Raw genomic sequence first — 17,643 nt, 5'->3', positions numbered from 1 at the left:
GCGACCGGAAGCGTGAAACCGCCCCCGACCGGGGAGTCGGACATGCAGTTGTCCGATGGAGTCGACTCCGCTCGCGCGTGGCTGGCGGCGTTCGTCGGCGGCGTGGCCGTCCTGGTCGCGGGCGCGGGCGCCTTCCCCCGCCAGGTGTACGACGGCTTCCTGTGGCGCTACTTCTGGGGTCCCGTCGACGCCGACGCCCACGGCGCCTCCTGTGCCGTCCGCTCCGGCGGGACGACAGAACGGCTGTACAGCCAGGCGGCCTGCCGCGGCGCGGAGGGAATCTACGCCGAACCCGGTTACACGGCCGTCTCGACGGTGAGCTACGCGGTCGTGCTGGTCTTCATGCTGATCGGCGTGCTCCTCCTGCTCCGGAAGCTGGACGTCCGCATGTCCAAGCGGTTCTACTTCGCGCTGTTCCCGTTCATGCTGCTGGGCGGGGCCCTCCGGGTCGTCGAGGACGTCAACGCCACGTTCGTCAGGGAGAACCTGGGGATGCTCGTCCCGTTCCCGTCGGTCGCGGTCATCATCAGCCCGTTCATCTACTTCACCGTGTTCGCGTTCACGCTGGCGGCGCTCGTCGGGACCATCTCCCTCGCCCGCCGCGGCGTGGTCGAGGACTTCGAACCCGTCCTCGGGGGCGTCGGCGCGGCAGCGCTGGTCGCGACCGTCGGCTACCTGCTGTACGTCTCCGCGACCTCGGCGGTCGTCGGGTTCTACCCCGCCGTCGCCGTCATCACCCTCGGACTGGCGTCCCTCATCGCCGCGGTCTACTGGTGGGCGTCCGAACGGTACGCCCCCTACATCAACGAGGGAACCGGCGAGATGGGCATCCTCGTCGTCTGGGGCCACTCCGTCGACGGCGTCGCGAACGTCCTCAGCCTCGACTGGACGGACGCCCTCGGCATCCCGGTCTCCTACGGCTCCAAGCACGTCGTCAACCGGGCGACGGTCCGCTACACGGGCGAGTTCTACGAGGCCATCGGGCAGGGGTGGCTCGCCGACGCCATCGGCACGGCGTGGCCGTTCCTGCTCATCAAGGTCGCGGCCGCCGTCGCCGTCGTCTGGGTCTTCGACCGCCAGATCTTCGAGGAGAGCCCGCGGTACGCCTACCTCCTGCTGATCGCCATCCTCGCGGTCGGGCTCGGACCCGGGACGCGGGACTTCCTCCGGGCGACGCTCGGCATCTGACCGCGGTCGCGCCGACGGCGGCCGCGTCCGCCGTCGATGACTCTTTACCGGCGACGACCTTACGCCGCTCATGGTCGACAAAGACGAACTCCGCCAGCAGATGCTCGACGCCTTCGAGGGCGCCGACTACCCGATCAACAGCCCGATGGACCTCGTGCCGGCCCTGCCGAACGGGCCCGGCACGACGTTCGAGTCCGACGACTTCTCGATGACCGCTATGGAGCTCAACACGAAGCTCGGCGGCGGGGACTTCCCGTACGACTCCGCGGAGGCGTTCGTCGACGACGTGATGGAGCAGCTCGAGGACCAGGAACTGGTCTGAACGGCTCGGCCTCGCCCGACTCTTCTGGAGCCCGACGCACGCCGCCGGCAGCTCGAAGCACGTCCGCGTCAGCCCGGAGCGAACCGCTTGACGGCGGGCGCGGCGGTGATCCCGTGGACGACGATCGAGATCAGCACGACGGCGCCGACGACGGCCCACAGCAGGTCGGCGTCCGTGAACGCCGCCTCGTTCAGTCCGTGTGCGAGGTAGTAGAAGGACCCGACGCCGCGGATGCCGTAGAAGGCGATCACGCCGCGCTCGGACCAGTCGCGGTCGAACCCGAGGAGGCCGACGATCCCCGCCAGCGGCCGGACGACGAATACGATGGCGACGGCGGCGACGAGCGCCTCGCGGGTCAGCGGGGCGAGCAGGCCGCCGGCGATGGCGCCGCCGAAGAGCAGCATGACGAGCCCCATCGCCGCCTGCTCGGTGAGTTCGCTGACCTCGTGGAGCGACTCGTTGTACTCGTGAGTCCGCTCGTAGTGGCGGAGCTGGAGGGCCGCGACGAACACCGCGATGAAGCCGTAGCCACCGACGACCTCCGTCGCGCCGTAGACCAGGAGGGTCCCGGCGATGGCCTCCAGGCCCTTCACGGACTTCGCGATGGAGGTCTCCGACTCCATGAGGAAGACGCCGCGGGCGAGGAGCCAGCCGAGCACCGCGCCGACGACGGTGCCGACGCCGATGCGGTAGGCCACGTCGACGAGCAGCCACTCGCCGACCCAGTTGCCCGGCGCGAGGCCGACGAGTGCGACGGCGATGGCGAGGTTCGTGAAGGGGAACGCGAGGCCGTCGTTGAGGCCGGCCTCCGAGGAGAGCGCGAACCGGACCTCGTCCTGCTGTCCGTCGACCTCCGGCATCGGCTCCTCCTCGTCGCCCTCGCCGGGGTCCTCGACCTGCACCTCCGAGGCGAGGACCGGGTCCGTGGGGGCGATGCAGGCGCCGAGCAGGAGGGCCGTCGGCGCGAGGAACCCGACCGCCCACCAGCCGATCAGCGCCGCGCCGGCGATGGAGAGCGGCATCGTGATCGCCAGCAGCCGCCAGGTCGACCACCAGCCGGCGACGTCGAAGGGCCGGTCGATCTTGAGGCCGACGCCCATCAGCGCGACGATGACGACGAACTCGGCGAGCCGTTCGGTGAGGTGTCCCTGCTCGAGTGGGTCCGGCGCCGGCAGGCCGAGCGGGGCGCCGAAGATCAGGATCCCGAACCCGACGAAGAACAGCGGCATGGAGACCGGCTTGTCGGAGACGAACCGCGGGAGGATCGCCACCCCGAACAGCGCCAAGCCGACGACGACGAACCCGATGTCGTACAGCTCGATGGCCATCTAGTCACCAGTACAGACGCACAGCCCCCGGTTCAGGGCGGCGCCTGCAGCTGCAAGTCAGCCGGTTTAGGCGCCCGCGCACGGACGTCCGAACATGGACGCGCTCGACGGTGGATCGGACCGGTCGCGGACGCGGCGCGACCTGCTGCGAGGGGCGGGGGCGGCCGGCGCCTTCCTGCTGGCCGGCTGCACCGAGGACGTCGGCAAGGAGTTCCCGCCGAACAAGGAGTGGCCGGTCGCCGAGTACCTGCCCGAACTCCCGGTCGAGGAACGGACGGCGATGATGGCCGAACGGATCGAGGAGACTGCCGGGTCCGACGTCGAAGAGCCCGGAGACCTGGAGGGAGCGGTGCCCGACGACCTGTCGGTCGAGACCGTCGAGGAGGAACGGGAGGTCCTGCACGTCGAGTACCGGAGCACCGAACGGCGGACGACTGGGATCGTCCACCACGTCGGGTCCCTCGCGGGTGCGTACGCGTCACTGGTCGAGTCCGGATACGACGCCGTCGCCCTCTCGATCGCGGTCCTCGACGACGCGCCCGCGTCGTACGGCGTCGCGACGGTCGAGACACCCTGGGCCGAGGAGTACAACGCGGACGAAATCACCGCCAAGGAGTACGGCGAGCACGTCTCCGGGACGATAGAGTCGAAGCGGCACTCCCCCGACGTCGGCATCTCGCCGGACGAGTGACGCGGAGGACGGTCGTCGACGGAGGAATCTACGACGACGCGGCCGTTACAGCTCCTCGCTGGAGCCGAGCGGACCGTCGAGGCGCTCCTCGGCCTCCTCCTCGAGTTTGTAGCGCTGGACCTTCTGGGTCGCGCTGCGCGGGAGTTCGTCGAGGAAGAAGACCCGCCGCGGGTGGGCGTACGTGGCGACGTGGTCGAGGCTGAACTCGCGGAGGTCGTCCTCGCCGGCGTCGCTGCCCTCCTCGAGGACGACGAAGGCGACCGGCGCCTCGCCCTTGATCTCGTGGGGGACGCCGACGACGGCGGCCTCGGCGACGTCGGGGTGCTCGTAGAGGGCGTCCTCGACCTCCGCGGGGTAGATGTTCTCGCCGCCGGCGATGATCATGTCGTCGGCGCGGTCGACCATCCAGAAGTAGCCGTCCTCGTCGACGCGGGCGATGTCCTCGGTGTAGAACCAGCCCTCGTCGTCCATCACCGCGCTGGTCTTCTCGGGGCGGTTGTAGTAGCCCTCGAAGACGTTCGGGCCGCGGATGGCGATCTCGCCGGTGACCCGGTCCTCGTCGGAGAAGTCGATGTCCTCGTCGGGGTGTGGCTCGAGTTCGTCCGCGGAGATGCGCGTCTCGCGGGTCTCGGGGTCGACGAGCTTCAGTTCGATGCCGCGGAGCGTCGGCCCGATGCAGCCGGCGGACTTGCGGACGCCGCGGGACGGTTCGACCGTCCCGGCCGGCCCGGTCTCGGTCATCCCCCAGCCCTCGGTCATCGGGACGCCCCAGGCCTCCTCGATGGTGCGGCGGGTGTCGTCGGCGAGGGGCGCGGCCGCACAGACGACGTCCTCCAGGGACTCCATGTCGAAGGCGTCGGGGTTCTCCCGGTAGACCTGCCACATCATGTTGTAGAGGGCGGGGACCCCGGCGAAGTTCGTCACGTCGTTGCTGGAGATGGTCTGGAGGATCATCTCGGGGTCCGGTCGCGGGATCATGTGCATCTTCGCGCCGTTGTAGAGGTAGGTGCCCTGGATGGCGTTCAGCGCGTAGATGTGGAACAGCGGGAGCACGAGGACGATGCTGTCGTCGGGGTCGATGGACAGGCCGCCCTTCGCGTAGGCCTCGATGGTCGACAGCAGGTTCTCGTGGGTCAACAGGACACCCTTCGGCTTGCCGGTGGTCCCGGAGGTGTACGGCTGGCAGGCGACGTCGTCGTAGGCCCGCTCGACGGTCGCGAAGTCGTCGTCGGCCTCGGCGACCGCCTGCGAGTAGTTGACGACGCCGTCGTCGCTGACGCCGGAGACGTAGACGTTCGAGACGCCGGCGCCCTCGGCGAGCTCAGTCGGCCCGACGATGCGACCCTCTTCGGTGTCCATGCCGCCGGCCAGCAGCGGCGAGCCGATCATGTGGTCGACGTCGCCGTCCTGGAGGACGAACTCCAGGGTGTTGGGGTCCATCCGGAGGTTCAGCGGGACCGGGATGGCGCCGGCCTTGATGGTCCCGAAGTACGCCTCGGGGAACTGGTCGGTGTTGGGGATGTACAGCCCGACCCGGTCGCCCGGTTCGACGCCGTTGTCGACGAGGACGTTCGCGACGCTGTTGGCCGAGGCCTCCAGTTCGTCGAACGACGTCTCCTGTCCCATGAACGAGATGGCCGTCTTGCCGCCGTAGCGGTGGGCGGCCATCGACGGCAGGTCGCCCATGTGCCGCAGCGGGCCTCCGTTGTGGTACTCCATGACGTGCGAATCTCCGGAGGGCCCGTATTAAAGATTCGCCCGGTGAAATCCGGCACGGAAAGGGCGTTCCCGGCCGTTTATTCCGTCGTACCGCCGGACCGTCACGCCCGACCGGCCACGTACCCCGCCGCGACGGTCGCGGCGATGCCGAGAACCAGGAGCCCGTAGTTGGCGACGGGGCTCGTCGACGGCGCCAGCGAGACGGAGTACCGCCGCCCCGTCAGCGGCCACAGCAGCGGGACCCCGTACGGGGTGAGGGCGTCGGCGATGAGGTGCGACCCGACGGCGACGACGGCGACCAGGACCCCGAGGCCCGCGGTCTGCACTTGGTTCGTCCCGAAGTGGCCGGCAAAGAGGTGGCCCAGGCCGCCGAGCGTCCCGGCGACGAGGACGAGGAACAGCAACGTGTGCGTGATGCCCCGGTGTTCGATATAGGGTACCTGGAGGTCGTAGTCGGGGAGTCTGGCCAGCGCCACGGCGCTGACGCCCCCCAGGAGCGCCAGCCCCGGATCGACCGACAGCAGGTGGAACCCGGCGGGCGCGTACAGCATCAGCGCCGCGCCGTAGTGTCCCGCTTTCAACATGTCATTCTCTCGTTCGGCATCCGACTTGAAGCTGTACATCCGCGCCGGGTGGCGATTCCGGGGAACCTGTTTTGGTGGGTGGGCCCCAACGGACCGTATGAACGACGCGGCGATGGGCCGGTTCCCGGTCCCCGACCGGTCGGACCTGCCCGACGACCTGCTCGAGCGCATCGACGAGGAGACGGAACGTGCGGGCTTCACGCCGAACGTCTTCCCGGCGTTCGCCTACAAGCCGAGTCACTTCCGGGCGTTCTTCGACTACCACGACGCGCTCACGGAGGACACGACGCTGGAGCGCGAGGAGATCGAGATGCTGATCGTCACGGTCTCCGGCGTCAACGACTGCCTCTACTGCGTCGTCGCCCACGGGGCCCTGCTCCGCATCTTCGCGGAGGCGCCGAAGCTCGCCGACCAGCTGGCGACCAACCACCGCTCGGCCGACCTCTCCGAGCAGCACCGCGCGATGCTCGACTTCGCGGTGAAGCTCACCGAGGAGCCCGGCCGCGTCGGCGACCGCGACGTCGCCGCCCTCCGGGAGGCGGGCTTCTCGACGGAGGAGATCTGGGACGTCGGGAGCGTCGTCTCGGTGTTCAACCTCTCGAACCGGATGGCCACGCTGGCCGACATGCGGCCGAACGACGAGTTCTACACGATGGGCCGATCCCAGGAGTAGCGGCTCGTACCGCCGAGAAAGCGCGTTTCCACAGCAAGTATTGTCACGCGATAGCACCAAACAGATGGCTAATATATTGGCCATCCATACTATGCCCGTGTACGGCCCAGGGGTATACGAGATGTTGGGTGAGAAGGTACGAAGCGTCTGGGCAGACGTACAGAGTATGACCGAGACGAGTTCGCCCTTGGCGGACGAGGAGACGGAGGCCACGGAGCCGAACTCGTCGCTCTTCCAGTGTTCGGAGTGCGACGTCGTCTACATCGCCCTCGAGAAGGACCGCTGCTCGAGCTGTCGCGAAGAGGTGACCGAGGTCTCGCCGACCCTCTCGCGGGCGTGACGCCGAGGTCGAACTCCCGCTGCGGCGAATTCTGAATCGCTTCTACTCCACGTGACGCGCCGACCAGCGCAGGGTGGGTCGTCGACGGACGTCAGTCGTATCCCACAGCACCCGCGCTGAGCGAAACGCGGGGTTCATACACCCGGGGATGTAATCTCGGGACAGATGCGCGTCGAGACGCTGGGCGACGGCGAACCCGAAGTCGCCATCGTCGGCGGGATCCACGGCGACGAGCCGTGCGGTCCCGCCGCCGTCGAGGCGCTGCTCGACGCCGACCTCGACGTCGAACGGCCCGTCAAGCTCGTCGTTGCCAACGAGAAGGCCCTCGCGCAGGGCGTCCGCTACGTCGGCGAGGACCTCAACCGGGCGTTCCCCGGCGCCCCCGACGCCGACACCCACGAAGGCCGGCTGGCCCACGACCTCCTCAACGAGATCCGCGGCTGCGAGATCTGCTCGCTGCACTCGACGCGGTCCTACGCGGCGCCCTTTGCGCTCGTCCAGGAGACGACCGGGTACGCGCGGTCGGTCTGCTCGTACCTCTCCGTCGAGGCGCTCGTCGAGACCGTCCAGTTCAGCGAGGGCCGACTCCTCGGCTACCCGGACGTCGTCGAACTCGAGTGCGGCCTCCAGCGGTCGGCGACCGCCGCGGAGAACGCCAAGCGACTCGCCCGGGAGTTCCTCGTCGCGACCGGCGTCCTCTCGGGCGACGAGGAACCCAACCGGCGGCACCCGCTGCCGGTGTTCCGGATGGACAAGCAGATCCCCAAGCCGGAGGCCGAGACCTACGAGGTGTTCGTCGACAACTTCGAGCGGGTCGCCGAGGGCGAGCGGTACGCCGCCGCGGACGGCGAGTCGATGTACGCCGACCGCCCCTTCTACCCGGTTTTACTGTCGGCGTACGGCTACGAGAAAGTGTTCGGCTACGCCGGCGACCTCGTCGGCCGCCTGGACGGCGAGGAGTCGGCCGTCCCGTCGAGCGACGGAACCTCGGCGACGGCCGACGGACCGACCCGCTGACGGCGCCTAGAAGGGGGTCCCGCCGGCGTCGACGGCGATCTCCTGTCCGGTGATCTTCCGAGCGTGCGGCCCGGCCAGGTACGCCACCTGTTCGGCGACGTCCTCCGGCGGGATGGTGTAGTCGGGCAGGGCGAAGTCGTCCGGCCCGATGCTCGCCGGTTCGGCGTCCTCGACGTCGGCCAGTTCGGCCTGCTTCGCGACGACGTCCTCGATGCGGGGACCTTCGACGGGACCGGGGAGTACCGTGTTGACGGTCACGTCGTCGCGACCGAGTTCGTACGACAGGGTCCGGGTGAGCCCGATGAGTGCCATCTTCGAGGCGGCGTAGGGCGTCCGGTTCGGGTAGGGGCGCTTCCCGCCGATGGAGCCGATGTTGACGACGCTCCCCCGGTCGCTCTCCCGGAGGTGCGGGGCGGCGTGCTTCGCACAGACCAGCGGCCCGGCGACGTTGACGTTCTGGACGTGGAGGAACTCCTCGGGGTCGACCCGGTCAAAGGGCTGGACCGGCCCCGCCACCCCGGCGTTGTTGACCACGCAGTCGAGGCCGCCAAATGCGTCGACGGTCTCCTCGACCGCGGCCTCGACGCTGGCCTCGTCGGTCACGTCGGTCTCGACCGGGAGACCCTGGTCATCGTCGATGCGCTCGGCTGTCTCGTATATCCCGTCGCTGCGCGCGGCGAGCGTCACGTTCGCGCCGTGGTCGGCGAACGTCTCGGCGATCTCCGCGCCGATCCCCTGGCTGGCGCCGGTTACGAGGGCAGTGATGTTCGATAACACACGACAGTACGCGGCGGCGTCGAGTAAAAGCGTTCGCCTAGGCGTCCTCCTCGGCCGCGAACTCCACGAGCTTCAGGTCGCGGTCGAGCATGCAGAAGTCGTGCGGCGGGTCGCCGACGACCTCCGTGATCTGCCGTTCCTCGTCGAACTCGACGCCGGCGGGTTCGCAGTACTCGTGGCTCGGACACTCCGTGTAGGGGCACGACCCCGCGAGTTCGGCTTTGCTCCCGGCGTAGGCGGCGTTGGCGGGCACGTTCGCGAGCACAGGCGCCGGCTCGACCTCGACGGCGGTGACGCCGGTGTCGTGGACGGCGCACTCCAGAGTGCCGGAGTCGCGCTCCCCCGTCACGCGGTAGCGGCGCCCCTCGACGAGGTTGAGGCACTGCCCTCGGTACGGACAGCCCTCGCAGGCGGACGACTCGCCCCCGTAGACGAACTCCGTCCCCACGTCCGCGAGTCGTTCGCCGATGAGCGTGATCTGGGACATACCCGTTGTTGGCGAGGGGGGCGTGTTAAGGTCGTCGGCGGTCGAGTCGCTCCGCATCGTCGGTGGTTCGACGTCGGCGACGGTGCTACGGCTCGCGCCCCGTCAGTTCGTCGAGCCTCTCGAAGTAGTCCTCCCGCGGGACCTGGTAGAGGTCCCGGTAGTCGACCTCGCCGTCGGCGAAGCGGTGGCTGAGTTCCGCCGCGCCCTCGGCGGCCGCCGCAGGCGTGTCGTAGGCGTCGGGGTCGCGGTTGACCTCCGGTTCCAGGAAGAGCGTCACCATCCACGGCGCGTCCGGCGGGAGGTTGCGGTTCCCCTCGGGTCGGCGGGTCCGCCGCCCGCGGGTCACGTAGATGGTCGGCAGGCACGGCGACGGGAACTCGGCGCCGTTGAAGACGTCCGGCCGGTACGCCAGGATGACCCGGTCGTCCTCGGCGTTCCACACGGTCCAGCCCTCCCCGAGCGCCGCCTCGTCGAGCATATCCCGACTTGCCGCCGGGGGCCCATCAGCCTCCCGGTTTATAAACGGTGCAAGCCGGGCGTCGGACGGCCGGCTGCCGGTCCCCCGAGACCCCGATTACGTCCGGTGGTTTGCCCCTACCTAACGTGCGGCGTGGCATGTGAAACCGCAACAAAGCTTATACGATGGTGGCACACATGTATAAGATAGTATCGGTGGCGTCGCCCCCGCGGCCGGTCCCCGCCCCGCCTGACGTCGTCCTCGCGACGGCGTCCGTCGCGCGGTCGGTGTGGTCCGTGTTCGCGTGGCACGTCGTCGAGACCACGGCCAGACGGCCAGCCCGGCCCCGCCGGGTGGGACGCTCGCGCGTCTCCGTGATAGAATGAGTGATATGGAAACCCTCGAGGAACTCAGCAAGGAGTACAGAAGCTCGATCCCGTCGGACCTCCGCGAGACGCGGTCGTTCGACTGGTACCTCGAAGAGCTGTACGAGAACCCGAAGATCGCCCGCAACGCCCACCAGCGCGTCGCGGACATGTTCGACTACTACGGGACGTCGTACGACGAGGACGACGGCGTCGTGGAGTACGAACTCGCGTCGGAGGACCCGATCGGCGACGGCGAGAACACCTTCTACGGACGGGTCATCCACGAGGCGATCCACGAGTTCGTCAACAAGGTGAAGTCCGGCGCCCGCGGCCTCGGCCCCGAGAAGCGGATCAAGCTGCTGCTCGGGCCGGTCGGCTCCGGGAAGTCCGACTTCGACCGCCAGGTGCGGCGCTACTTCGAGGACTACACCACCCGCGACGAAGGGCGGATGTACACCTTCCGGTGGACCGGACTCTGCGACGTCCTGAAGGACCAGGACCCCGCCGACGACGTCGTCCGGTCGCCGATGAACCAGGACCCCATCGTCCTGCTCCCCCAGGAGCAGCGCGAGCGGGTCATCGAGGACATCAACGAGCGCCTCGACGCGCCGTACACCATCCGGAACGAGCAGGCCCTGGACCCGGCCAGCGAGTTCTACATGGACCGGCTCCTGGAGTACTACGACGACGACCTCGAGCGCGTCCTCGACAACCACGTCGAGGTCATGCGGCTCGTCGCCGACGAAAACAAGCGACAGGGCATCGAGACCTTCGAGCCCAAGGACAAGAAGAACCAGGACGAGACGGAGCTCACCGGCGACGTCAACTACTCGAAGATCGCCGTCTACGGCGAGAGCGACCCCCGGGCCTTCGACTACTCCGGGGCGTTCTGCAACGCCAACCGCGGCATCTTCTCCGGCGAGGAGCTGCTGAAGCTCCAGCGGGAGTTCCTCTACGACTTCCTGCACGCCTCCCAGGAGCAGACGATCAAGCCGAAGAACAACCCCCGGATCGACATCGACCAGGTCATCGTCGGCCGGACGAACATGCCCGAGTACCGCGACAAGAAGGGCGACGAGAAGATGGAGGCGTTCAACGACCGGACCAAGCGCATCGACTTCCCGTACGTCCTCCAGTACGAGGAGGAGGCGCGCATCTACCGGAAGATGCTGAAGAACGCCGACGTCCCCGACATGAACGTCGAGCCGCACACCCTGGAGATGGCGGGGCTGTTCGGCGTCCTCACCCGCATCGAGGAGCCCGACGGCGGCAACATCTCGGTCGTCCAGAAGGCGAAGGCCTACAACGGCGAGATCGACGAGGCCGAGGACATCGACGTCAAGAAGCTCCGCGACGAGGCCGCCGAGACCACCGACATCGGCGAGGGGATGGACGGCGTCTCCCCGCGGTTCATCGGTGACGAGATCGCCGAGGCGCTGATGGACTCGATGCACCGCGAGCGGATGTTCCTCTCGCCGCTGACGACGTTCAACCACCTCGAGGAGAACCTCGAGAACCACGGCTCCATCCCGCAGGAGAACTTCGAGACGTACTACCGCTACCTCGAACTCGTCCGCGAGGAGTACAAGGAGCGGGCCATCGAGGACGTCCGCCACGCCCTCGCCTACGACCTCGACGAGATCCAGCGGCAGGGAGAGAAGTACATGGACCACGTCATGGCCTACATCGACGACGACACCGTCGAGGACGAGATCACGGGCCGCGAGCAGGAGCCCGACGAGAAGTTCCTCCGCGACGTCGAGGAGAAGCTCAACGTCCCCGAGGACCGCAAGGACGACTTCCGACAGGAGGTCTCCAACTGGGTCTCCCGACGCGCACGCGAGGGTGACACGTTCAACCCGCAGGACAACGACCGCCTCCGCCGGGCCCTGGAGCGGAAGCTGTGGGAGGACAAGAAGCACAACATCAACTTCTCGGCGCTGGTCTCCAGCGGCGAACTCGACGACGACGAGCGCAACGCCTGGGTCGACGCCCTCGAGGAGCAGGGCTACAGTACCGAGGGGGCCAAGGAGGTGCTCGAGTTCGCCGGCGCCGAGGTCGCCAAGGCCGAGATGGAAGAGGACGAATGAGCGGCGAGAAGTACATCGCCCGCGCCGACGACGCCCTCCGGGAGACCTACGAGCCGCCGATGTCGCTCGGGGAGTTCGTCGAGTCGATCTTCGAGAACCCGGGGTCGGCGGCCCACGCCTCGAAGTACCTGCTGGAGGCCATCGAGGCCGCGGGCACCCGCACGGTCGTCGAGGAGGGCGAGCGCAAGGAGCGCTACCGCTTCTTCGACGACCCGCACAACGACGGCGAGCACGCCATCCTCGGGAACACGGAGGTGCTCAACGCCTTCGTCGACGACCTCCGGTCGATCGCCGCCCGCCGCGGCAAGGAGGAGAAGATCCTCTGGCTCGACGGGCCGACGGCCACCGGCAAGTCGGAGCTGAAGCGCTGTCTCATCAACGGGCTCCGGGAGTACTCGAAGACCGACGAGGGTCGGCGTTACACCGTCGAGTGGAACATCTCGGGGGTGGACTCCTCGCCGGGGATGACCTACGGGGACACGTCGGCGACGCCGGACGAGGACGACTGGTACCCCTCGCCGGTGCAGGCTCACCCGCTGTCGGTGTTCCCCGAGGACGTCCGCAAGGAGTTGCTCGCCGAGCTCAACGAGGAGCTCGACGACCACATCCCCATCCACCTCGACGCCAAGCTCGACCCGTTCAGCCGCGAGGCCTACGACCACCTCGAGGAGCAGTACCGCCGCGACGGCGTCGAGGACCTGTTCACGGCGGTCGCCGACGACCGGCACCTCCGGGTGAAGAACTTCGTCGTCGACGTCGGGCAGGGCATCGGCGTCCTCCACAGCGAGGACGACGGCTCCCCGAAGGAGCGGCTCGTCGGCTCCTGGATGGCCGGCATGCTCCAGCGGCTGGACTCCCGCGGCCGGAAGAACCCGCAGGCGTTCAGCTACGACGGCGTGCTCTCGCAGGGCAACGGCCTCCTCACCATCGTCGAGGACGCCGCCCAGCACGCCGACCTGCTGCAGAAGCTGCTGAACGTCCCCGACGAGGGGACCGTGAAGCTGGACAAGGGCATCGGGATGGACATCGACACCCAGATGATCATCATCTCGAACCCGGACCTCGAGGCCCAGCTCAACAAACACGCCAACCGCGAGGGGACGGACCCGCTGAAGGCGCTGAAGCGCCGCCTCGACAAGCACGAGTTCACGTACCTGACGAACCTCTCCCTGGAGGCGGAGCTCATCCGGCGGGAGCTGACGAACGAGACCGAGATCTGGGAGGCCGACGCCTACGAGCAGCTGGCCGAACTCATCTCCGAGCCGGTCACCATCTCGGTCCGCGGCGGCGACGGCGTCGTCCACGACCGGGAGCTCGCGCCGCACGCCGTCGAGGCGGCCGGGCTGTACGCGGTCGCCTCGCGGCTGGACGCCGAGTCGCTCCCGCCGGGGCTGGACCTCGTCGACAAGGCGCTCATCTACGACCGCGGCTACCTCCAGGACGGCGACGAGCGCCGGTACAAGGAGGAGTTCGACTTCGGGGAGGCCGAGGACGGCGACGGCGGCATCCCGGTGACGTACACCCGCGACGTCATCGCCGACCTGCTCCACGAGGAGACCGACCGCCACCACCCCGAACTGAACGTCGAGGACGTCATCATGCCGCGGGACGTCCTGAACGCGATGGCTGAGGGGCTGGAGGACGCGCCGGTGTTCTCCGGTAACGAGCGGACGGAGTACGAGAACCGGCTCGTCCCCGTGAAGAACCACGTCTTCGGCCAGCAGGAGGAGGACGTCATCGACGCCATCATGCGCGACAAGCGCGTCGACGAGGAGACCGTCGAGGAGTACATCGAGCACGTCTACGCCTGGGTCGAGGGCGAGCAGATCGAGAACGAGCGCGGCGAACTCGAGGCGCCCGACCCCCTGAAGATGAAGGTCTTCGAGATCGAGCACCTCGGCCGCTTCGACGAGGACGACTACGACGGCGCCACCCCCGCAGACGGCGTCGAGGAGTTCCGCGCCGACAAGGTCATCACCGCGCTGAACCGCCACGCCTGGCGGAACCGCGACGAGGACTTCCGCGTCTCCGACGTCGACCCTCGGGAGATCCCCGTCATCGAGACCGTCCTCGGGAGCCACGACTGGGACGACGTCCGGCGGGCCCACGAGGACCTCGAACCCAGCCTCTGGGACGACCCGCCGACGGGCACCGACACGGCGCGGATCAAGGCGGAGACCATCGAGAACATGCAGGAGATGTTCGGCTACACGGCCGCGTCGGCCGAATTGACCAGCCGCCACGTCATGGGCCAGGTGAGCTACAGATGGGACTGAGAGACGACCTCGACAGGTACCGGGAGGTCGGCGAGGAGCGCCGCGAGGACCTCTCGGAGTTCATCCAGTACGGCGACCTCGGGCAGTCCCGGCCGGACGAGGTCCGCATCCCGATCAAGATCGTCGACCTGCCGGCCTTCGAGTACGACCAGCGCGACATGGGCGGCGTCGGGCAGGGCCAGGGCGGCACCCCCGACGTGGGCGACCCCGTCGGCCAGCCGGAGCCGCAACCCGGCGACGGCGACGACGACGGCGACGGCGACGAGCCCGGCGAGGAGGGCGGCGAGCACGAGTACTACGAGATGGACCCCGAGGAGTTCGCCGAGGAGCTCGACGAGGAGCTCGGCCTCGACCTGGAGCCGAAGGGCAAGCAGGTCGTCGAGGAGAAGGAGGGCGACTTCACGGACATCACCAGGTCGGGGCCCGCCAGCACGCTCGACTTCGAGCGGCTGTTCAAGGAGGGGCTGAAGCGGAAGCTCGCGATGGACTTCGACGAGGAGTACCTCGAGCAGGCCCTCCGCGTCGACGGCTGGGGGCCGGCGAAGGTCTTCGAGTGGGCGCGGGGCCAGAGCGTCCCCGTCTCGCGGGCGTGGATCGAGGACGCCTACGACGACGTCCCGGACGCCGAGAAGGGCCGCTGGGACTCCATCGAGGAGATGGAGGCGAACGTCGACCGCGAGGAGACGGCGACGCGCATCCGCCGGGAGGGGGTCGACCAGATCCCGTTCCGCCGGGAGGACGAGCGCTACCGCTACCCCGAGATAGTCGAGGAGCGCGAGAAGAACGTCGTCGTGGTGAACATCCGCGACGTCTCCGGGTCGATGCGGCAGTCCAAGCGCGAACTCGTCGAGCGGACGTTCACGCCGCTGGACTGGTACCTGACCGGCAAGTACGACAACGCGGAGTTCGTCTACATCGCCCACGACGCCGACGCCTGGGAGGTCGACCGCGACGAGTTCTTCGGCATCCGGTCTGGCGGCGGCACGCGCATCTCCAGCGCCTACGAACTGGCCGCGGAGATCCTCGAGCAGGAGTACCCGTGGGCGGAGTGGAACCGCTACGTCTTCGCGGCGGGCGACTCCGAGAACTCCTCGAACGACACCGAACAGAAGGTCATCCCGCTGATGGAGGAGATCCCGGCGAACCTCCACGCCTACGTGGAGACGCAGCCGTCGGGCAACGCCATCAACGCGACCCACGCCCAGGAGGTCGAGGAGCACTTCGGGGAGTCGGACAACGTGGCCGTCGCCTTCGTCCAGAGCCAGGACGACGTCGTCGACGCCATCTACCGCATCCTCAGCACGGAGGACGAATCATGAGCACCGACGACAGGATCGAGAAGCAGCGCATCGCCGACGACCTCGAGGAGCCGGTCCGCGAGGCGAACGAACTCGCGGAGAAGCTGGGCCTGGACCCCTTCGACGTGAACTACTGGGTCGTCGACTACGACGAGATGAACGAGCTCATCGCCTACGGCGGCTTCCAGCACCGCTACCCGCACTGGCGGTGGGGGATGGGCTACGACCGCCAGCAGAAGCAGACGCAGTTCCTCGGCGGGAAGGCCTTCGAGATCGTCAACAACGACGATCCCTCGAACGCGTTCCTGCAGGCGTCCAACGAGATGGCCGACCAGAAGGCCGTCATCACGCACGTCGAGGCCCACGCCGACTTCTTCAAGAACAACGAGTGGTTCCGGATGTTCGGGACGGCGCCCGACGCCGCGGCGATGCTCGAGCGGCACTCCGAGACGGTCGCCGAGTACATGGCCGACCCCGAGATATCCCGGGAGGCTGTCGAGGAGTGGATCGACCACGTCCTCTGTCTGGAGGACAACATCGACCAGCACCAGCCGTTCTCGACGGCCGAGGAGTGGACCGAGGCGGCGCCGACCCCCGAGGACCTCGCCGAGAAGCTCGAGGAGATGGAGTTCTCCGAGGAGGTCCGCGAGCAGGTCTTCGACGAGGAGTGGCTCGACGCGATGGACGACGACGAGGACGGCCCGACGTTTCCGGCCGAACCCGAGAAGGACCTGCTGGCGTTCCTGCGGGCCCACGGGAAGGCCTACGACGAGGAGTCCGAGCGCGCGGACGACTACGAGGAGTGGCAGCGGGAGATCCTCGAGCTGCTGCGGAAGGAGGCCTACTACTTCGCCCCCCAGAAGATGACGAAGGTGATGAACGAGGGGTGGGCCGCCTACTGGGAGTCGGCGATGATGTCCGACGAGGCCTTCGCCGGCGCCGACGAGTTCGTCTCCTACGCCGACCACATGGCGCAGGTCCTCGGGTCGCCGGGGCTGAACCCCTACAAGCTCGGCTTCGAGCTGTGGCAGTACGTCGAGAACCGGCGGAACCGCCGGGAGGTGATCGAGCAGCTGCTCTGCGTCGAGGGCGTCACCTGGCGGAACTTCGACGAGACCGTCGACCTCGACCGCGTCCAGGAGCTGCTGGAGCCGGCGCCGTTCCTCGAGGACCCGGTCGCTCACCTCGACGACCTCGATACCGAGGACCCGCGCGTCGACGCCGAGGCGGTCGAGCGGGCCCGCGCTGGTGACCTCGACGTCGAGACGTACCCCTGGAAGCTCCTCACCTACGAGGGGCTCGCCGAGCGGCACTACTCGCTGGTGAAGCCGCAGAACCGCGGGTTCCTCAAGCGCGTCTCCCAGAACGAACTGGAGCGGACCTCGCGGTACCTCTTCGACACGGAGCGGCACGACGCCCTCGAGGCGGCCGTCGCCGAGGTCGACCGCGCGGCCGGCTGGGACCGGATGCGCGAGATCCGGGAGAGCCACAACGACGTGACGTTCCTCGACGAGTTCCTGACCGACGAGTTCGTCGACGAGAACGACTACTTCACCTACGAGTACACCCACACGACGCGCGACTACCGGGTGACGTCGACGGAGGCCGCCGACGTCAAGAAGAAGCTGATGCTGCAGTTCACCAACTTCGGGAAGCCGACCATCTCGGTGGTGGACGGCAACTTCCGGAACCGCAACGAACTGCTGCTCGCCCACCACTACAACGGCGTCCAGCTGGACCTACGGCAGGCCAAGCAGACCCTCGAGCGCGTCTTCGAGCTGTGGGGGCGGCCGGTCGCGGTGAAGACCATCGTCAAGGAGCTCGACGAGCACGACATCGAGGTCGCGCGCCGGCGCGACCGGGAGCCCGAACCCAGCGAGCAGGGCCGGCTCATCCGGTTCGACGGCCGCCAGTTCGAGGAGGAAGACCTCGACGACGAGGAGGTCGAGGACATCGCCGCAAGCGACGTCGACTACGACACCAAGCCGGACGACTGGCTCTGAGGGGCCGCCCCTCGGGCCAGGAGGT

The 17,643-nt window shown here is 68.3% G+C and carries 16 protein-coding genes; 10 read left to right on the top strand and 6 right to left on the bottom strand.

Annotation, left to right across the window (positions count from 1 at the left end):
* The first annotated feature begins 42 nt into the window (after positions 1-42).
* Both HWV07_RS01935 and HWV07_RS01930 read left to right on the top strand, forming a co-directional pair.
* The gene (locus HWV07_RS01935; protein WP_178332681.1) at positions 43-1,188 is read left to right on the top strand and encodes a DUF63 family protein; all 1,146 of its coding nucleotides are present in this window, start codon (positions 43-45) and stop codon (positions 1,186-1,188) included.
* A 70-nt stretch (positions 1,189-1,258) separates the two neighbouring features.
* Positions 1,259-1,510, top strand: coding sequence for an MTH865 family protein (locus HWV07_RS01930; protein ID WP_178332680.1), 252 nt, complete (start codon positions 1,259-1,261; stop codon positions 1,508-1,510).
* A 68-nt stretch (positions 1,511-1,578) separates the two neighbouring features.
* On the opposite strand, the gene HWV07_RS01925 is transcribed toward HWV07_RS01930, so the two are convergent.
* Positions 1,579-2,838, bottom strand: coding sequence for a cation:proton antiporter (locus tag HWV07_RS01925; RefSeq protein ID WP_178332679.1), 1,260 nt, complete (start codon positions 2,836-2,838; stop codon positions 1,579-1,581).
* A 94-nt stretch (positions 2,839-2,932) separates the two neighbouring features.
* On the opposite strand from HWV07_RS01925, the gene HWV07_RS01920 reads away from it, so the two are divergent.
* On the top strand, positions 2,933-3,529 hold the full coding sequence (locus HWV07_RS01920) for a DUF8159 domain-containing protein (RefSeq protein WP_178332678.1): 597 nt from the start codon (positions 2,933-2,935) through the stop codon (positions 3,527-3,529).
* A 45-nt stretch (positions 3,530-3,574) separates the two neighbouring features.
* Here the strand turns inward: HWV07_RS01920 and HWV07_RS01915 are convergent, their stop codons facing one another.
* Together HWV07_RS01915 and HWV07_RS01910 are read right to left on the bottom strand one after the other, a co-directional pair.
* On the bottom strand, positions 3,575-5,248 hold the full coding sequence (locus HWV07_RS01915; protein ID WP_246279808.1) for a class I adenylate-forming enzyme family protein: 1,674 nt from the start codon (positions 5,246-5,248) through the stop codon (positions 3,575-3,577).
* Positions 5,249-5,349: 101 nt separating this feature from the next.
* A complete protein-coding gene (locus HWV07_RS01910; RefSeq protein WP_178332677.1) occupies positions 5,350-5,832 on the bottom strand; it encodes a metal-dependent hydrolase in 483 nt (160 codons plus the stop codon).
* Between the two features lie 97 nt (positions 5,833-5,929).
* On the opposite strand from HWV07_RS01910, the gene HWV07_RS01905 reads away from it, so the two are divergent.
* The 3 genes from HWV07_RS01905 (at position 5,930) to HWV07_RS01895 (ending at position 7,862) form a co-directional block, all read left to right on the top strand.
* The gene (locus tag HWV07_RS01905) at positions 5,930-6,505 is read left to right on the top strand and encodes a peroxidase-related enzyme (RefSeq protein WP_178332676.1); all 576 of its coding nucleotides are present in this window, start codon (positions 5,930-5,932) and stop codon (positions 6,503-6,505) included.
* 166 nt (positions 6,506-6,671) lie between these two features.
* Entirely contained in the window at positions 6,672-6,845 is a 174-nt protein-coding gene (locus tag HWV07_RS01900; RefSeq protein WP_178332675.1) for a hypothetical protein, read from the top strand.
* 165 nt (positions 6,846-7,010) lie between these two features.
* A complete protein-coding gene (locus HWV07_RS01895) occupies positions 7,011-7,862 on the top strand; it encodes a M14 family metallopeptidase (RefSeq protein WP_178332674.1) in 852 nt (283 codons plus the stop codon).
* Between the two features lie 6 nt (positions 7,863-7,868).
* Here HWV07_RS01895 and HWV07_RS01890 read toward each other — a convergent pair whose 3' ends face one another.
* The 3 genes from HWV07_RS01890 to HWV07_RS01880 all read right to left on the bottom strand — a co-directional run bounded on the left by HWV07_RS01890 (position 7,869) and on the right by HWV07_RS01880 (position 9,604).
* A complete protein-coding gene (locus tag HWV07_RS01890; RefSeq protein ID WP_178332673.1) occupies positions 7,869-8,639 on the bottom strand; it encodes an SDR family NAD(P)-dependent oxidoreductase in 771 nt (256 codons plus the stop codon).
* A gap of 37 nt (positions 8,640-8,676) precedes the next feature.
* The gene (locus tag HWV07_RS01885; RefSeq protein ID WP_178332672.1) at positions 8,677-9,126 is read right to left on the bottom strand and encodes a UPF0179 family protein; all 450 of its coding nucleotides are present in this window, start codon (positions 9,124-9,126) and stop codon (positions 8,677-8,679) included.
* Between the two features lie 85 nt (positions 9,127-9,211).
* Positions 9,212-9,604 (bottom strand): DUF5820 family protein, encoded by a 393-nt coding sequence (locus HWV07_RS01880; protein WP_178332671.1) that lies wholly within the window; start codon positions 9,602-9,604, stop codon positions 9,212-9,214.
* A gap of 361 nt (positions 9,605-9,965) precedes the next feature.
* On the opposite strand from HWV07_RS01880, the gene HWV07_RS01875 reads away from it, so the two are divergent.
* Genes HWV07_RS01875 through HWV07_RS01860 form a run of 4 tightly spaced genes read left to right on the top strand, consistent with a single transcriptional unit; the run spans position 9,966 to position 17,618 of the window.
* Entirely contained in the window at positions 9,966-12,041 is a 2,076-nt protein-coding gene (locus HWV07_RS01875; protein WP_211694203.1) for a PrkA family serine protein kinase, read from the top strand.
* Positions 12,038-14,317, top strand: coding sequence for a PrkA family serine protein kinase (locus HWV07_RS01870; RefSeq protein ID WP_178332670.1), 2,280 nt, complete (start codon positions 12,038-12,040; stop codon positions 14,315-14,317). Before HWV07_RS01875 ends, HWV07_RS01870 begins: the two co-directional genes overlap by 4 nt.
* On the top strand, positions 14,308-15,636 hold the full coding sequence (locus HWV07_RS01865) for a YeaH/YhbH family protein (protein ID WP_178332669.1): 1,329 nt from the start codon (positions 14,308-14,310) through the stop codon (positions 15,634-15,636). The genes HWV07_RS01870 and HWV07_RS01865 overlap by 10 nt, the downstream gene beginning before the upstream one ends.
* Positions 15,633-17,618 carry a SpoVR family protein gene (locus HWV07_RS01860; RefSeq protein WP_178332668.1) on the top strand — a complete coding sequence of 662 codons (1,986 nt, stop codon included), beginning with the start codon at positions 15,633-15,635 and terminating at the stop codon, positions 17,616-17,618. Before HWV07_RS01865 ends, HWV07_RS01860 begins: the two co-directional genes overlap by 4 nt.
* Positions 17,619-17,643: the final 25 nt, after the last annotated feature.

This window comes from Natronomonas salina, from assembly GCF_013391105.1.
Lineage (GTDB): Archaea > Halobacteriota > Halobacteria > Halobacteriales > Haloarculaceae > Natronomonas > Natronomonas salina.
This window is presented reverse-complemented; position numbering and strand designations above follow the sequence as displayed.

Excerpts from the sequence above, each read along its gene's own strand:
- HWV07_RS01905 (WP_178332676.1), top strand. The coding sequence starts at position 5,930 with ATGAACGACGCGGCGATGGGCCGGTTCCCGGTCCCCGACCGGTCGGAC.
- HWV07_RS01920 (WP_178332678.1), top strand. The coding sequence starts at position 2,933 with ATGGACGCGCTCGACGGTGGATCGGACCGGTCGCGGACGCGGCGCGAC.
- HWV07_RS01915 (WP_246279808.1), bottom strand. The coding sequence starts at position 5,248 with ATGGAGTACCACAACGGAGGCCCGCTGCGGCACATGGGCGACCTGCCG.
- HWV07_RS01930 (WP_178332680.1), top strand. The coding sequence starts at position 1,259 with ATGGTCGACAAAGACGAACTCCGCCAGCAGATGCTCGACGCCTTCGAG.
- HWV07_RS01870 (WP_178332670.1), top strand. The coding sequence starts at position 12,038 with ATGAGCGGCGAGAAGTACATCGCCCGCGCCGACGACGCCCTCCGGGAG.
- HWV07_RS01900 (WP_178332675.1), top strand. The coding sequence starts at position 6,672 with ATGACCGAGACGAGTTCGCCCTTGGCGGACGAGGAGACGGAGGCCACG.
- HWV07_RS01865 (WP_178332669.1), top strand. The coding sequence starts at position 14,308 with ATGGGACTGAGAGACGACCTCGACAGGTACCGGGAGGTCGGCGAGGAG.
- HWV07_RS01925 (WP_178332679.1), bottom strand. The coding sequence starts at position 2,838 with ATGGCCATCGAGCTGTACGACATCGGGTTCGTCGTCGTCGGCTTGGCG.
- HWV07_RS01875 (WP_211694203.1), top strand. The coding sequence starts at position 9,966 with ATGAGTGATATGGAAACCCTCGAGGAACTCAGCAAGGAGTACAGAAGC.
- HWV07_RS01860 (WP_178332668.1), top strand. The coding sequence starts at position 15,633 with ATGAGCACCGACGACAGGATCGAGAAGCAGCGCATCGCCGACGACCTC.
- HWV07_RS01885 (WP_178332672.1), bottom strand. The coding sequence starts at position 9,126 with ATGTCCCAGATCACGCTCATCGGCGAACGACTCGCGGACGTGGGGACG.
- HWV07_RS01880 (WP_178332671.1), bottom strand. The coding sequence starts at position 9,604 with ATGCTCGACGAGGCGGCGCTCGGGGAGGGCTGGACCGTGTGGAACGCC.
- HWV07_RS01895 (WP_178332674.1), top strand. The coding sequence starts at position 7,011 with ATGCGCGTCGAGACGCTGGGCGACGGCGAACCCGAAGTCGCCATCGTC.
- HWV07_RS01935 (WP_178332681.1), top strand. The coding sequence starts at position 43 with ATGCAGTTGTCCGATGGAGTCGACTCCGCTCGCGCGTGGCTGGCGGCG.
- HWV07_RS01910 (WP_178332677.1), bottom strand. The coding sequence starts at position 5,832 with ATGTTGAAAGCGGGACACTACGGCGCGGCGCTGATGCTGTACGCGCCC.